At 43.6% G+C, this 15,385-nt stretch carries 14 protein-coding genes and 1 other RNA gene; 12 read left to right on the plus strand and 3 right to left on the minus strand.

What is annotated here, in order from left to right:
• The coding region (locus JHC35_RS02475; RefSeq protein WP_295041806.1) for a homocysteine S-methyltransferase family protein at positions 1–590 on the minus strand (590 nt) is incomplete at its 3' end.
• Positions 591–690: 100 nt separating this feature from the next.
• On the opposite strand from JHC35_RS02475, the gene JHC35_RS02480 reads away from it, so the two are divergent.
• A complete protein-coding gene (locus JHC35_RS02480) occupies positions 691–3,249 on the plus strand; it encodes an ABC transporter substrate-binding protein (RefSeq protein ID WP_295041807.1) in 2,559 nt (852 codons plus the stop codon).
• A 264-nt stretch (positions 3,250–3,513) separates the two neighbouring features.
• Positions 3,514–4,041 (plus strand): peptide-methionine (S)-S-oxide reductase MsrA, encoded by a 528-nt coding sequence (gene msrA, locus JHC35_RS02485; protein ID WP_295041808.1) that lies wholly within the window; start codon positions 3,514–3,516, stop codon positions 4,039–4,041.
• A gap of 5 nt (positions 4,042–4,046) precedes the next feature.
• Here the strand turns inward: msrA and ffs are convergent.
• An RNA gene (gene ffs, locus JHC35_RS02490) (signal recognition particle sRNA small type) lies at positions 4,047–4,144 on the minus strand.
• A gap of 174 nt (positions 4,145–4,318) precedes the next feature.
• Between ffs and JHC35_RS02495 the strand changes: the two genes are divergently transcribed.
• The 10 genes from JHC35_RS02495 to pseI all read left to right on the plus strand — a co-directional run bounded on the left by JHC35_RS02495 (position 4,319) and on the right by pseI (position 13,476).
• A complete protein-coding gene (locus tag JHC35_RS02495) occupies positions 4,319–5,104 on the plus strand; it encodes a hypothetical protein (protein ID WP_295041809.1) in 786 nt (261 codons plus the stop codon).
• The gene (locus tag JHC35_RS02500; RefSeq protein ID WP_295041810.1) at positions 5,073–6,092 is read left to right on the plus strand and encodes a spore photoproduct lyase family protein; all 1,020 of its coding nucleotides are present in this window, start codon (positions 5,073–5,075) and stop codon (positions 6,090–6,092) included. The genes JHC35_RS02495 and JHC35_RS02500 overlap by 32 nt, the downstream gene beginning before the upstream one ends.
• Complete coding sequence (locus JHC35_RS02505; RefSeq protein ID WP_295041811.1) at positions 6,074–6,760, plus strand: SDR family NAD(P)-dependent oxidoreductase; 687 nt, start codon at positions 6,074–6,076, stop codon at positions 6,758–6,760. The genes JHC35_RS02500 and JHC35_RS02505 overlap by 19 nt, the downstream gene beginning before the upstream one ends.
• A gap of 90 nt (positions 6,761–6,850) precedes the next feature.
• A complete protein-coding gene (gene fliD / locus JHC35_RS02510; RefSeq protein ID WP_295041812.1) occupies positions 6,851–8,260 on the plus strand; it encodes a flagellar filament capping protein FliD in 1,410 nt (469 codons plus the stop codon).
• A 54-nt stretch (positions 8,261–8,314) separates the two neighbouring features.
• Complete coding sequence (pseB, locus tag JHC35_RS02515; protein WP_295041813.1) at positions 8,315–9,322, plus strand: UDP-N-acetylglucosamine 4,6-dehydratase (inverting); 1,008 nt, start codon at positions 8,315–8,317, stop codon at positions 9,320–9,322.
• 2 nt (positions 9,323–9,324) lie between these two features.
• Entirely contained in the window at positions 9,325–10,452 is a 1,128-nt protein-coding gene (gene pseC, locus JHC35_RS02520; RefSeq protein WP_295041814.1) for a UDP-4-amino-4,6-dideoxy-N-acetyl-beta-L-altrosamine transaminase, read from the plus strand.
• A gap of 10 nt (positions 10,453–10,462) precedes the next feature.
• Complete coding sequence (gene pseF, locus JHC35_RS02525; RefSeq protein ID WP_295041815.1) at positions 10,463–11,152, plus strand: pseudaminic acid cytidylyltransferase; 690 nt, start codon at positions 10,463–10,465, stop codon at positions 11,150–11,152.
• Entirely contained in the window at positions 11,149–12,012 is an 864-nt protein-coding gene (pseG, locus tag JHC35_RS02530; protein ID WP_295041816.1) for a UDP-2,4-diacetamido-2,4,6-trideoxy-beta-L-altropyranose hydrolase, read from the plus strand. The genes pseF and pseG overlap by 4 nt, the downstream gene beginning before the upstream one ends.
• Positions 11,978–12,445: a UDP-4-amino-4,6-dideoxy-N-acetyl-beta-L-altrosamine N-acetyltransferase gene (gene pseH / locus JHC35_RS02535; protein ID WP_295041817.1), complete on the plus strand. Its 468-nt coding sequence runs from the start codon at positions 11,978–11,980 to the stop codon at positions 12,443–12,445. Before pseG ends, pseH begins: the two co-directional genes overlap by 35 nt.
• Positions 12,442–13,476 (plus strand): pseudaminic acid synthase, encoded by a 1,035-nt coding sequence (pseI, locus tag JHC35_RS02540; RefSeq protein WP_295041818.1) that lies wholly within the window; start codon positions 12,442–12,444, stop codon positions 13,474–13,476. Before pseH ends, pseI begins: the two co-directional genes overlap by 4 nt.
• A 3-nt stretch (positions 13,477–13,479) precedes the next feature.
• On the opposite strand, the gene JHC35_RS02545 is transcribed toward pseI, so the two are convergent.
• A complete protein-coding gene (locus JHC35_RS02545) occupies positions 13,480–15,372 on the minus strand; it encodes a motility associated factor glycosyltransferase family protein (RefSeq protein ID WP_295041819.1) in 1,893 nt (630 codons plus the stop codon).
• Positions 15,373–15,385 lie beyond the last annotated feature (13 nt).

Genomic DNA, 15,385 nt, shown 5'->3' on the forward strand with positions numbered 1-15,385 from the left:
TCGATGGTGACGGAGACCATGATGGGGAGTTTGGTTCCGCGTTCAGTGTTGGCTGCTTCGCAGGCATGGAGCGCGGCTTTGATTTGGAGCGGGTCTTGGCACGTTTCCAAAAGGAAAATATCGCATCCACCGTCGATGAGACCTAAGCAACACTCCAAATATCCCGCATACATTTCGTCATAATGGATATGTCCGAGAGAGGGGAGTTTCGTCCCCGGTCCGATGGAACCCAAAACGTATCGAGGATGCTCTGCGGTTGTGAATTTATCGCACTCAGTTTTACAGACAGCGGCACCCGCGCGGGAGAGTTCATAGGCGCGATGTCCGATCCCGTATTCATCGAGTACCCAGCTAAACGAGCCGAAGGTATTGGTGGTAATGAGATCGGCACCCGCCGTGAGGTAGGCGTGAAAGATATCACTCATCACCTCAGGACACGTGACGTTGAGGAGCTCATTACACCCCTCCAACCCTTCCCATGCTTCGGTCGGGATGCGCTCAGCACGCTCTTGAAGTTGTGTACCCATAGCTCCGTCGATAATGAGTGGACGGCGGGAGAGTGTCTCAAGAAGTGCTTGTTTGACCGACATAATAAACCTTGTTCATCGTAATTATAAGTGCGATTTTATCCAAAAGGAGCATAAGCGCTTATAAGTAGCAAAATATAATTCTTTGGATACACTATTAAACATGAAAAAACTTTTTTTATTTTTACTCATTTGGACAGTGTCTTTATCGGCTTCAGAGAGGGTGACGTTGCAGTTACCATGGATGCATCAGTTCCAATTTGCGGGATACTATGTTGCCAAAGAGAAAGGTTACTACTCTCAAGAGGGGTTGGACGTCACTATTTTAGATGCGGATAAAAAAGAGGCATCCTATAAAAGTGTGATGGAAAAAAAAGCCCAATACGGGGTCGGTCACTCCTCACTGATCGTCAATTACATAAACGGTGCTCCGATCGTTTTGATGGCGGCTATCTATCAATCCTCTCCGATGGTACTGTTAACGCGCAAAGATGCCAATATCAATGGTGCAAAAGATCTAAAAAACAAACGTGTTATGCTTACTGATGACATGCTTCAATGGGCAGAAATTCAAGCGATGCTTCGCAGTGTCGGCTTAAGTACGAAAGATTTGAAAGTGCAGTCACATTCGTACGACACCGCTTCACTCGCTCGAAATGAAACGGATGCTATGGTTGCATATGTTTCGAATGAGCCGTTTGCTTTAAAAAATATGGGTATTGAGCCGCATACTATCAATCCAAAAGAGTACGGGTTTGATTATTACAGTGATTTTCTTTTTACGACTCAAGAAGAGATTATGGCCCATCCCGAACGGGTTGAAGCATTTTATAACGCATCGATACGAGGATGGTTTTGGGCATTTGATCATATCGAAGAGACGGCAGCACTGATTTATCAACATTATAACCCTCAGCATAAATCACTCGAAGCTCTTATCTATGAGGGAAAAGTGCTCAAAGAACTGGCTTTGCAGCCCAATAAACCTTTTGGATCGATAGATGTGAACCGTCTTGAGTTGATAGCGCAAGGGTATCGACTCATGGGCATTGTCAAATCTGTCCCTTCGTTTGAACCTCTGATCTACAAACATAACCGATTACAACTCAGCGATGAGGAAAAGGGGTGGCTTGCAGCCCATCCGGTAGTTCGTGTCGGAATTGATCATAACTGGGCACCGATTGAATCGGTAGATGAGCAAGGTAGACATACCGGGATCAGCGCATCGTATCTGCATCTGCTTGAAAAACGGCTCGGTATCCGTTTTGAAGTGGATTACAGCCGAAAGCTTTGGAGTGATTCACTGCGGGCATTGAAGACGAAAGATCTTGATATGCTTTCTGCTGCGGCTATCACAGAGCAGCGGCGCGATCAGATGGTATTTAGCCGCCCTTATGCGAAACAATCGATGGTTATCGTCACCAATTCACGGGTCGGATACGTCAATGACATAAGCGATTTGCGCGGAAAAAAAATCGCGATTGTTCGATCGTATGCGAGCGAAGAGTTTTTACGAACAAACTATCCGAATATCATCCCTGTTTTGACCGATACGTCACTTGAAGCACTCCAAAAAGTTGCTTCGGGTGAAGTGTATGGATGTATAGAGGGTCTTGGTGTTGTCAGTTACTTGATTGAGCGATACAATTTAAAAAATGTCAAAGTGGTGGGAGAGACACCGTTTCGCTACGATATTGCTTTTGCCTTTCGTAAAGATTGGGAGATTATGGGATCAATTACCGATAAAGTACTCGCATCGATCACCCCTGCAGAGTACGAAGAGATCTATGGGCGGTGGCTTGGGTATCAAAACGAAAAACCGCTTGATTACCGCTTGATATGGGGTGGAGCAGGATTTTTGGTTTTTTTATTCGGACTAATCGCCTATAAAAATCGCCGGCTCGATGTCTTGGTGCGTCAGCGAACTGCTGAATTGGAGACACTCAATCAACGGCTTCAAGAGGAGATCGAAAAAGCGGTTGAAAACAATCGTAAGCAAGAGAAGTTGTTGATGCAGCAAGCTAAAATGGCGGAGATCGGTTCAATGCTTGAATCGATTGCTCATCAATGGCGACAACCGCTCAATATTTTGGGACTATCGATGACACGCTTGAGTTTAAGTTCTGCGATAGACAGAAAAAGCGAATTGGGCAGGGCGATTGAAATCGCCGAAGCGCAAATCGAGTATATGTCCCAAACGATTGATGATTTTCGTAATTTTTTCAAACAGGATCGGAGTCAGATTCTCGTCAATATCGATGCATTGGTTAGTGAAGTCGAGGCGCTTTTGGGACCTTTGCTCTCGCGTAAAAAAATTATCGTCAAGCGTAATATTGACCCCAGTATTGAGGTGTTGGTCTACCCTAATGAGCTTAAACAGGTTCTAATCAATCTGGTCAATAATGCCCGTGAAGCGATCGAACAGCATCGAGGAGTTGAGAGGTGGATTGAGATTCGCTGCGGTACGGATGAACGTTATTGTACGATTGGTATCGAAGATACGGGCGGTGGAATTGACCCATCGATAGTTGATAAAATTTTCGATCCCTATTTTACGACCAAATTTGAGTCTCAAGGGACAGGAATCGGGTTGTATATGGCCAAAACGATTATTGAAAAGCACTTTTTAGGGAAATTGAGCGTCTATAATACTCTCAAAGGGGCGTGTTTTGAAATTCGGCTGAATAGGGAGCAAAAAAAAGGTGATGAAGCAGAAGGGTGAACGCGAGACGGCTCACTGTGAGCACTATCTTAAGATATTAATCAACCATCCAGCTGGCGCGTTTGGATCGACGAAGTTTTTTAACCAACATTTTTTCAAGCGGTGTCATTTTTTCCATTTTGGTCTCCTTTGTTTGGTTTATAAACGGTAGTGTAACGGCGAATCGTTACGGAATGGTAACTTAAAGAAGCAGGGCAATCGTTAGGCTTCAAGACTCTAACAGTGGAAGGGGGAGATAATCGCTTTCAAAAAGGGATGGTTACGATGGAAAAAGCATTGTTGGGCGGCGGATGTTTTTGGTGTATTGAAGCAATCTATTGCCGTGTAATCGGAGTAGAGAGTGTTATCAGCGGCTATGCGGGAGGTGCACGTAAAAATCCCAGTTACGAGCAGGTGTGCAGCGGTGCTACAGGGCACGCGGAGGTGGTGGAGATTACCTATGATCCCGCAATCATCTCGTATGAAGAGATTTTACAGATTTTTTGGGAGATTCATAATCCGACAACATTGAATGCCCAAGGAGCCGATCGGGGAACACAATACCGTTCTGTTATCTATTATAGGGATGAGGTTCAAAAAGAAAAAGCACAGCACTCTATTGCCGAAGCACAAAAGCAATGGAACGATCCGATCGTTACCGAACTCTCGCCCGCTCCCGAGTTTTTTCCTGCCGAAGCGTATCATCAAAATTATTATTCTGAACATCCAACCCAAGGATACTGTTATGCGGTGATTGCACCGAAGATTGAAAAGTTTATGAAAAAATTTGGAGATAAAGTAAAAAGAGGTTAGAAGTGGCTCTCCCAGATACCTGCGGCACAAAACATGAACGGGTGTGCTGCTGTATTCCTACCCTGACACGTTGTCCGTCCACACCCTTGCACAGGTCTAGAAGAGTTGGTCGAATTATAGCCGTTTAAACCTATAAATGCAAGATGTCATCTATAGTTACACATCCAAATGAGCAAAGCCCATTTGGATGGCAGGGACAGGTTTGTCCCTTACAACCCCCTAAAGCTTTCCGCAATATTGCGGAAGATTATCAACCGCATTTTGATACAATTTAAAAATGATATACATTATTGCTGCACTCGATGCCGAAGCGAGAGCTTTGGTCGATTATTATCAGCTCAAACGCGATAGTGCGCTCCCCTATACCCTCTACACCAATGAGCGGATAATACTGCTGGTGAGCGGTATGGGCAAGAGCAATGCGCTGATGGCGGTGAGTGCCTTGCTGGGGTGGAAGATTCCAAAAAATACGGATATTTTGATCAATATCGGGATTTGCGGTGCACCTGCTGCGTATGAGATAGGAGAAGCGCTGCTGATCCATCAAATACAGGATGAAACTCGGCGGTACTACCCCGATATTCTCTATACCCATTCGCTACGCGAAAGTCCCCTCACTTGTGTCGATGAAGCACAATCTGCATTGCATGATGCCCCCGTCGATATGGAGAGTAGTGCGATTTTTCAGGCTGCATCACGATTTTTCAAACTGCACCAAATGGCATTTGTCAAAATCGTCTCAGATCACTTCGCCCCTGAAACGGTGAGCAAAGAGGGGGTAGTTGAACTCATCCGATCGAATCTGGATGCGTTGGATGAGGTATGCAGTGCTTTGGAGCACGTGCAGAGTCCCGATACGTTATATACGGAGGATGAATACAAAGAGGTTGAGAGGCTGAAATCGTATTTTACAAAGGCACAAGGTTCTGCACTCGACGATGCCTTGAACTATTTTCGGCTCAAACATCCGACAATGCCGTTGCCGGCTTATCCGGATATTCCCGATTCCAAACGTGAAAGGAAGCGAGCGCTTGAAGAACTCATCGCACACCTCACCGCCTAAGCTCTTTTCGCACCTTTATATCGAACGGAGTGTTTTGGATCATCCGCAGACGCAGATGATCCGTGCCAAATTCGGTGAATCGCAGGTGATCGTGATCGATCACTACAAAGAGGTGTTTAATCGCCCCTCTCAAAGCTTTGCGGCACAAAGCCGATCCAAAAAACTGATCCTTGCCCGAAAAGAGGGGAAATTTTTGCATGAGGGGTCACAGTACAGCGACGGGTTTGATCATAAACAGTTTTTTTACGCTTCGAGTGTGATGGGGTGTTTGTACGATTGCGATTATTGCTATTTGCAGGGGCTGTACCCCTCCGCTAACACGGTGTTATTTGTCAATCTCGAAGAAGCGTTCGTGCAGCTCCTCCCTTATTTAGGGGAAGATACACTGGTGGCGACCTCATACGATACCGATACGCTGGCCATCGAATCGCTAACACACCAAACACGCGAGTGGCTTGCGTTTGCCGAAGATCATAAACACCTTCATCTCGAAATCCGTACCAAAAGTGCCAATATCAAATCACTCAAATCGATTGCCCCCAATCCGAGAGTAACCTTGGCATGGACCCTTTCACCGCAGGAGATCATTGATGTTTACGAACACGCTACCCCGAGTTTCGAAAAGCGGCTGAGTGCGGTGGAAGAAGCGATCGCATTAGGGTGGAAAGTACGTCTTTGTGTCGATCCGGTGATTTATACCGAACACTTTGACAGCCTTTATCCGAAGCTTATTGATCAGATATTTGAGACGATTGATCCCAATGCGATCGAGCATCTCACGCTGGGAAGTTTTCGAATGTCTCAGAACCATTTGCGTGCTTTGAAGAAATTGCGTCGAAGTGATGTTGCTTTCTATCCTTATGCGGTACGCGATGAGATGGTAACTTACCCAGAGCGCATCGAAAACACTATTTTAGAGACGCTTTTGTCAAAGGCTTTAGTGTATCTACCACAAGAGAGGATTCGAACATGGCAACGGCAGTTGTAAGCGGGAGTAGCAGCGGAATCGGAGAAGCAATCGCCCAAGTATTGTTGCAAAACGGATACAGGGTGGTCGGTCTGAGTCGGCGCAGAGGGGAGATAACTCACCCTTCGTTTGAACATTTGGCGTGCGATTTGAGCGATTTTGGCTCAATCGACAGTCTGCAAAAACAGTTTTCTGAGATCGATGATCTCGAAATTCTCGTGAACGCTGCGGGATTTGGGCGATTCGAGCCCCATGAGGAATTGAGTACGAAAATAATTACCGATATGATTGCACTCAATCTGAGCGCTCCGATTTTACTAGCAAACGCGTTACTTCGCCCGCTCAAAAAGTCCAAAGGGATGATCATAAACATCACCTCAATCGAAGCGACCCGACACTCCAAATTTTCCGCCCTTTACAGCGCAACCAAAGCGGGGCTAAGAGCGTTTGGGTTGACCCTGTTTGAAGAGACGCGTAACAGTGGGGTTAAAGTGGTCACGATCAACCCCGATATGACCGAAACGCCGTTTTTTGAGGAGTTTCGATTTGGTGTTGGGCAAGAAAATGATACCAAACTGCTCACCTCAGACATCGCCCAAGTGGTTCAAAATTTATTGGATATGCGCGATGGGATTTGTGTGACCGAACTGACGATCCGTTCCCAGCGATTTGGAATAACGAAAAAATAGGTGCAGGAACTCTTTTTGCTTAGGGGTACGCACTAAATAGTTGACCGTTTTGGTCGATATGGTTTGTAAGATAAAGCAAAAGGATCTGTCATGGCAATCAGTTCACTTGGTGCGGGGTCAGGAGTATTGACATCCGATGTAATTGATAAACTTAAAGCTGCCGATACTGCTGCTATGGTTACACCTATTGATAAAAAAATTAGTTTGCAACAGCAAAAAGGTACGGCCTTAAATCTCTTAAGTAGTCTATTAACAAATTTTAAAAGTAGTGCAAACGCCTTAGGTGATAGCTCGTTGTATCAACGGCGTAGTGTTTCAGGGAACACCAGCGCCGTAAGTGTTGCGGCAGATGCTGGGGTTGCTGTTCAATCTTTCTCTATATCAAATGTTCAAATGGCGCTTAACGATGTTAAAGAATCTGGAAGTTTTAGTTCGACGGGAAGCACTATCGCAAGTGGTTCGGGGACAATTAACTTGACAGTAGGTGGATTAACGTACAATATAGATTACACGGCATCTACAACATTAGACTCATTGAAAGAATCTATCAATAATATCAGTGGAGGGAGTATAAAAGCTTCTACTTTACAAGTTGGTACAAATGATTATCGTCTTGTGTTAACATCAAAACAGACTGGGTCGGCACAGGCGATAACGTTAAGTGACTCGACTGGAGGAGCATTGGATAGTAAATTGCTTGCATATGATGCCACAACGAATCCGGTTGGAATGGAGAGTATTCAAGCAGCACGAGATGCTTCATTCAAATATAATGGCATTACAATGACACGTAGCACTAATACTATCACCGACATTACTCCAGGTATGACATTGAACCTTTTGCAAAATCAAGATAGCAGTAGTACAGCTAATATTTCTATAGCTCAAGACACAGCAGCAATTAGTGATGAGCTCAATACATTTGTGCAGAGTTACAATTCTCTTACATCGCAAATTACTAGTATGACGACTTCTGATACGGCGGCAGGAACAGTAGGCATTTTTAACGGAGACAATTCGGTTAATTCAATAACGCGTGAAATAAATCAAATTATTACTTCTATAAGCAATAATGGATTTTCTTTGCCGCAGTTTGGGATTGATTTGAATGAATCAGGAGTAATGAGTTTTAATTCGAGTGTTTTTACGACGAAGTTTAATTCTGACCCAGCTGCAGCAGAGGCATTTTTGAGTGGGAGTAGGACCGTCGATGCTAATGGAAATGATATAGAAATTGAGGGTCTTTTTACAACATTAAATACAACGCTTGATGGATATACAAAATCTACTGGTATTATGAAGAGTATGATTACAGGATCGGATGATGCTTTAAAAATGCTCAATACGAATAAAACGAGAGCCCAAGATTTATTAACAGCACGTTATGATGCTATGACAGCACGCTTTGTTCAATACGATTCGATTATGACGCAACTGACAAATCAGTTTAGTTCATTGAAACAACAAATTACTATGGCGGTTAACGGTACAGCTAATTAAGTAATTGGTACTGATTTTGCTTAATTCTATCATCTACAGTTGATAGGACATGCAATGCTCAACGGAAAGAATATTCTTATTACCGGCGGAACCGGAAGTTTCGGCAAACAATACGTTAGAACGATCTTAAAACGCTACAAGCCGAACAAAGTTATCATTTATTCCCGTGACGAACTCAAACAATACGAAATGGCGCAGCGGTTTAACGATCCGTGTATGCGTTATTTTATCGGAGATGTCCGTGACCTTTCGCGACTTGAGAGTGCGATGAACGGGGTTGACTACGTAGTACACGCTGCAGCGCTCAAACATGTTCCTATCGCCGAGTACAATCCGATGGAGTGTATCAAAACCAATATCAACGGGGCGCAAAACGTCATCGATGCTGCGCTCCATTGCGGTGTTAGCCGTGTAATTGCCCTCTCTACCGATAAAGCCGCCAGTCCTATCAATCTTTACGGTGCTACCAAGCTCGCCAGTGATAAACTCTTCGTTGCGGCGAACAATATTCGAGGGGGAAAAGATATTCGCTTTGCCGTTGTTCGTTACGGGAATGTTTTGGGTTCAAGAGGTTCCGTTGTCCCATTTTTTCAGAAACTTATTTCTGAGGGGGCAACGGAGCTGCCGATTACCGATGAACGGATGACCCGCTTTTGGATCACTCTCCAAGAGGGGGTTGATTTTGTCTTGAAAAACTTCGAGCGTATGCACGGAGGAGAGATCTTTATCCCAAAAATTCCCTCGATGAAAGTGGTCGATGTCGCCACCGCTATCGCTCCGCATCTTCCTCATAAAAATGTCGGCATCCGTCCGGGTGAGAAGATGCATGAGGTGATGTGTCCACGAGATGATTCCCATTTGACATTGGAGTTTCACGACCATTACGTGATCAAACCGGCGATTCAGTTTACCGAAGCGACCGATTTCTCGAAAAACAATTGCGGTGAGATTGGCACACCAGTCGAATACGGTTTTAAATACAGTTCCGAAACAAATACCCAATGGCTCAGCCCTGAAGAGCTAATGGAAAAAATTTCCCTCACTCAGGATGAGGAAAAATAAAGATGATCCCTTACTCCACCCAGCTGATTGAAGAGGATGATATTGCCGCCGTTGTAGAGATCCTAAAAAGCTCTCATCTTACCCAGGGAGCCAAGGTCGAAGAATTTGAAGAAGCAATTGCCCGTTATGTCGGAGCACGATACTGTGTCACTTTTAATTCGGCAACATCCGCTTTATTAGGCGCATATGCTGTTGTAGAACTCAAAGAAAACGATGAAATCATTACCACTCCGATCAGTTTTGTCGCAACCTCCAATATGGCGATTGCGCTTGGGGCAAAACCCGTTTTTTGCGACATAAAAATGGACGGCAATATCGACGAATCGTTGATCGAATCGCTCATCACTCCCCAAACCCGCGCACTCGTCCCCGTTGATTTCGCCGGAAAACCGGTAGCGATGGAGGCGATCAACGCGATTGCCAAAGATCACAATCTTCTCGTCATCGAAGATGCATCTCATGCGTTGGGGAGTGGTATCGGCAATCAAAAAATCGGCTCACTTGCGGATATGACTGTTTTTAGTTTCCATGCGATCAAGCCGATCACGACGGGAGAGGGGGGTGCGGTCGTCACGAATGATGAAGCGTTTGCCCAAAAACTCAAACTCTTCCGCTCACACGGCATCATCAAAAAGCAGCTTTGGAATTCCGATATGGTGAGTTTGGGGCATAATTTCCGCCTCACCGAGTTTGCCGCCGCATTGGGACTTTCACAACTCCATAAGCTGGATCATTTTTTGTCAACGCGCAATAAAATCGCCCGTTATTACGATGAGCGTTTTGCAGGGCATAAGCTATTTACGACGATTACTATCGATTCGGGTGAACAGAGTGCACGACACCTCTATCCTCTGTTGTTGAGTCCCGCTCTGCATTGTGCCAAAGAGGATATTTTCGCCGAACTGCAATCCCGCGGACTCGGAGTGCAGGTTCACTATAAGCCGATTTATCAAAACAGTTTTTATAAAGAGCGTTTTGGCGAACAGCGATTGGCGAATACGGAACACTTTTACAAAAGTGAGCTCTCCATCCCCTGCCATCAAAAGATGAGTATGGAGAATGCACGGATTGTCGCCGATACCGTTCTTGACGTGATGGAAAAATACGCCTATCGGGGTTGCAGTTTTTAAAGGAGCATTCATGCGCATCGCCATTATCCCCGCCCGAGGCGGAAGCAAACGGATCCCTCGAAAAAATATTAAAACGTTTGCCGGACTTCCGATCATTGCTCACAGCATTAAAGCGGCACAAGAGTGCGGATTATTTGATAAAATCGTTGTAAGTACGGATGATGATGATATTGCGCAAATTGCTGTCAGTTTTGGTGCTGAGGTTCCGTTTATTCGACCTCGTGAACTTAGTGATGATCACACCGCTACCATCCCCGTCATTGCGCATGCCATCCGAGCACTGCAAGAAAGCGGTGAACTCATCGATACTGTATGCTGTATCTATGCCACTGCGCCATTTATCCGAACCCAAGACATTATATCGGCCTATAATGCACTTATCGCGCATAACAAACAGTATGCTTTCCCCGTGACAACCTTCCCATTTCCCATATGGCGCGGTGTCAAACGCGACGAAGAGGGAAATATCGAAATGTTTTGGCCTGAGCACTTTTCAACACGCAGCCAAGATCTAGAAGAAGCTTATCATGATGCAGGACAATTTTACTGGGGAACAGCGGATGCGTGGCTGGAGGGAAAACCTATTTTCTCCGATGCAGCGATCACCATTGTCTTACCGCGTCATCTCGTGCAGGACATCGATACGCCCGAAGATTGGGAAAGAGCCCAGTTGATGCATAAAGCGCTTCAACTCTCATGAATATTCTCATTCGTTCAGACAGCTCAAGCCAAATAGGAGTGGGACATATTATGCGCGATCTTGTTTTAGCAACGCAATATCCCAACGATACTATCGCCTTTGCCTGTCAAGATTTAGCAGGTAATGTTATAGATAAAATCCCTTATCCCGTTCATATCCTTAAATCCAATGATTCATCAGAGCTCATAGAACTTATCCATGCGCAAAATATCGATATGGTAATATTCGACCATTATGATATTGATGCGGACTACGAGCAGCACATCAAAGAGCAAACCAGCGTTATCATCATGAGTTTAGACGACACGTATGAAAAACACCATTGCGATATTCTTCTTAATCACAATATCTCTGCCGATAAAAATCGATATGCCGAGTTGGTTCCACCATATTGTAAACTCCTATGCGGTGGGGAGTATACGTTGATACGCGATGAGTTTAAAATTGAAAAATCGATTAAGCGGGAAAAAATATACGATGTTTTTATTGCAATGGGGGGAACCGATCCGATTAATGCGACGATGAAAATACTTTCGACCCTAAGCGATGATCTGCGTATCTGTATTGTAACGACGTCGGGTAACCCGCATTTGATCGAATTGAAAACTTGTGTATCTGAGCGAAAAAATATTATCTTGGAGATCGATTCTGCACGGATTGCCCAACTGCTTCATCAAAGCTGTTTGGCGATTATCACCCCCAGCGTCATGGTGCATGAGGTGCTATTTATGGAGGTTCCGTTTATCGCCGTACAAACTGCCCCGAATCAAGAGGATATGGTTGTCTATTTGCAACAAGAGGGTTATAGTGTATTAAAGGAGTGGGATGCAGGTGCAATTGCTCGATTTTACAACGCTTGATGCACAGCTGCTAATGATGGTGTTAGAGTGGCGTAACCATAGTGACATTCGGCGTTGGATGCTCCATTCTGATGAGATTTCGATGGAAAACCATATGCAGTTTGTCAAATCCCTAAACAACAGAGTGGATAAACGCTATTTTTTGGTTCAGCGCGAAGATAGTTATATCGGTGTGATCGATTTTACCGATATTACGAAGAGCACTGCCGAAATCGGGATTTATGCGAACCCTGAATTACGCGGAGTCGGCGAAGACTTGATGCGTACAGTGATCAAGTACGGTTTTTCAACACTGAGTGTGAAAACGCTGATAGCTTCGGTGTTTGCCGACAACGAGCGGGCTAAACATTTGTATGAAAAATTCGATTTTATTGAGACAAATCAAACAGATTATAACGGCAGAAAGATGATCACAATGGAGTTGAAAAAATGAATATTGCCCACCATAACACGGATGAAAAAGTCTTTATTATTGCCGAACTCTCCGCCAATCATAACGGCTCACTCGATACTGCGTTGCGTACCATTGATGCTATGAAAGAAGCGGGGGCGGATGCGGTGAAACTCCAAACGTATACCCCTGATACGATCACCCTTGATTGTGACAGCGAGATGTTCACCATTTCACAGGGGACGCTGTGGGATAAACGGAAGTTTCACGATCTCTACGCCGAGGCGATGACGCCGTGGGAATGGCATCCTGTTCTTTTCGATCATGCCAAAAGTTTGGGGATGGTGGCATTTTCCTCCCCTTTTGATGTGAGTGCCGTCGATTTTCTCTGCGATCTCGATGTTCCGGCCTATAAAATCGCTAGTTTTGAGATTACCGATATACCGCTGATCGAGTATACGGCTGCCAAAGGCAAACCGATCATCATCTCGACCGGAATCGCGACCCTAAGCGATATTGAAGAGGCGTTGGAAGCGTGCAGACGAGTTGGAAATAGCGACGTCACACTTCTTAAATGCACCTCTGCCTATCCTGCCGCGTTGGAGGAGATGAATCTCCTTACGATTAGCAACATGAAAGAGCGTTTTGGAGTTAATGTGGGACTCTCCGATCATACAATGAGTTTGGCGGCTCCTGTTGCCGCCGTTGCGTTGGGCGCACGGGTTATCGAGAAACATTTTATTTTGGGTCGCGGTATGGGGGGAGCGGACAGTGCTTTTAGTTTGGAACCGCACGAATTTAAAATGATGGTCGATGCGGTACGTGACACCGAAAAACTTTTGGGGAAAGTGACCTACGAGTTAAGTCCGAAGAGTCTAAAATCGCGCGAGTTTTCTCGCAGTCTCTTCATCGCCGAAGATGTCAAAGAGGGTGACGTGATTAGTGATAGAAATGTCCGCTCCGTCCGTCCCGGTTTTGGTATGGCTCCTAAATATCTCCCTGAAATTTTAGGTAAAAAGTTTACAGCGGATTGCCCAAAAGGGACACCCCTTGATTGGAAATATTTAGTGTAAGGTTTAAGCTGCTTTTGATTGGGATTCTTCGCCTCTCTCAATAGCAACCAAAACCGCATCGATGATTCCTGCAACACTAAATAGCCATCCTTTATGTGCATACAACCATTCGATCAATTTTGCTTTTCTACCCTCTTCATTATCAACATAGCGTACTTGGACTGTTGCTAGCTCTAACTCTTGATGTAGAATATACGATTGCATTAAATCAAAAAAGACCTTATTAAATACATCATGATCTACTTTTTCTTTGATAAGATCAATTTTATGAATTAATTTTTCTACCTTTTTATAGTTGATTTTTTCTAATTGAGATGCTTTATTGAGCTCTTCGACTTCGTTCAAAAAAGCGGCGAGTTCTAAAAACACTTTTTCGGTTGATTTTTTGACAGAAAGTCCCACTTTTTTTGCTTGATTTATTTTTGATGTGATTTTTTTCTGATTGAATTTAATCTCTTTTGCATCGGGCTGCAAAAGGGTAATTTTTTCTTTTTTTTCTTTTTTATCTACAAGAGTCTCTACGATATCTTTAAATGGGATTTCTTCAGTGCCGTGAATTCTTGCACCGCCTTCGGTTGCATTGATACTTCGTGAATATCCTGCTTGGTTTACTTCAGCAATATCTAACTCAAAGAAATTTAAAAACAATTTCCACACCATAGTTGTTTCAACCATTCCATCTCCACCGTATGCTTCGATGGCTCCTATTGATTTATCATTTTTAACTTCATCTTTTCCTAAAACATGGTCTGCTGCATGACTATTACCATTTTTACCATAGGATAGATCTTGTCCAATAAAGATGATCTCGTTAAATAATGCCATTGCTGCTATTTCATAGGCTAAATTGGCGGCACTCATTCCTCTTCCCAAATAACCCCATTCTTCAAAATCAAAGAAAAATTTATATCCAAATGGACGAGATATTAAAACCAATGTTCCCCCGTGAATACTTTCTAATAATTCTTGATGTGCGATACTTGAGACTGCAAAGACAATATCTTTGTGAAACTCATCTGGGGTATTTTTATAAAATGTAGAAGTTAGTGCTACACGCTCCAATGAGACAACAACATCGGGTTTGATCTCATGCTTAGCTAAAATTGGAAAGCTGGCATCGATACAGATGATGGTTACATATTCTTGAACTTCTTTTAGAAGAGGCAATTGTTTCATCAAAGATGGACCGGTTGAGACGATAACGGCTGTTTTTGTATTTTTAATTTTGTGAAGAAACTCTTGTAATTTTGGCGTTTGAATTAATCTTGGTAAATTTGTAATGAAATGTTGAATACCGATCAAAGAATCTTCGACATCATTGCCAAAAGAGTATACCAGTTGTTCTATTGCTCGAACGATTGAGGCGTTAATCTCCATGATCTTTTCATAATATTTTTCGTAGTAAGGAAGGATAACTAATAGATCATATACTTTTGCGAATATTTTTGCATCGTTATCAAATAATCGAAACATAGCATTGTACGTAATGTTATTAGCTTCCAATAGAACAAGTTTTTGTTCCATGATCTCATGAGAAAAATCAATTAAATTCAAGACAATATAAATGATTTCTATTTCAGGTTCAAATACAACAATTCGTCGATGGATTTCATTTTGGAATAACAATTTATAAATAACTCCGTTCCCTAATCCAAAGAAGTAGAGATAGGGGTATTGTCTATACGGTATTAATTCTTCAACTTTTTTGAATGTTTCTTCAACTGGAAGAGTTTGATAAAGAGGAGTATTGTTTCTGGTATCTATTAAATTGATGTTTGCAGGGTCTTTGTCTGTAAATACTTCATAAATAGTATTTGTCTTAATTGCTCTGAGTGATGCTGCTAAATCTGGATTTACTGTGTAGAGAGCTTCGAGATTATTTTCAAAGGTATTCATGATTTTCTTTCTA

Origin of the sequence: Sulfuricurvum sp. (assembly GCF_022759005.1) — a bacterium.
GTDB lineage: Bacteria > Campylobacterota > Campylobacteria > Campylobacterales > Sulfurimonadaceae > Sulfuricurvum.

Excerpts from the sequence above, each read along its gene's own strand:
- JHC35_RS02480 (WP_295041807.1), top strand. The coding sequence starts at position 691 with ATGAAAAAACTTTTTTTATTTTTACTCATTTGGACAGTGTCTTTATCG.
- msrA (WP_295041808.1), top strand. The coding sequence starts at position 3,514 with ATGGAAAAAGCATTGTTGGGCGGCGGATGTTTTTGGTGTATTGAAGCA.
- JHC35_RS02495 (WP_295041809.1), top strand. The coding sequence starts at position 4,319 with ATGATATACATTATTGCTGCACTCGATGCCGAAGCGAGAGCTTTGGTC.
- JHC35_RS02505 (WP_295041811.1), top strand. The coding sequence starts at position 6,074 with ATGGCAACGGCAGTTGTAAGCGGGAGTAGCAGCGGAATCGGAGAAGCA.
- fliD (WP_295041812.1), top strand. The coding sequence starts at position 6,851 with ATGGCAATCAGTTCACTTGGTGCGGGGTCAGGAGTATTGACATCCGAT.
- pseB (WP_295041813.1), top strand. The coding sequence starts at position 8,315 with ATGCTCAACGGAAAGAATATTCTTATTACCGGCGGAACCGGAAGTTTC.
- pseC (WP_295041814.1), top strand. The coding sequence starts at position 9,325 with ATGATCCCTTACTCCACCCAGCTGATTGAAGAGGATGATATTGCCGCC.
- pseF (WP_295041815.1), top strand. The coding sequence starts at position 10,463 with ATGCGCATCGCCATTATCCCCGCCCGAGGCGGAAGCAAACGGATCCCT.
- pseG (WP_295041816.1), top strand. The coding sequence starts at position 11,149 with ATGAATATTCTCATTCGTTCAGACAGCTCAAGCCAAATAGGAGTGGGA.
- pseH (WP_295041817.1), top strand. The coding sequence starts at position 11,978 with ATGCAGGTGCAATTGCTCGATTTTACAACGCTTGATGCACAGCTGCTA.
- pseI (WP_295041818.1), top strand. The coding sequence starts at position 12,442 with ATGAATATTGCCCACCATAACACGGATGAAAAAGTCTTTATTATTGCC.
- JHC35_RS02545 (WP_295041819.1), bottom strand. The coding sequence starts at position 15,372 with ATGAATACCTTTGAAAATAATCTCGAAGCTCTCTACACAGTAAATCCA.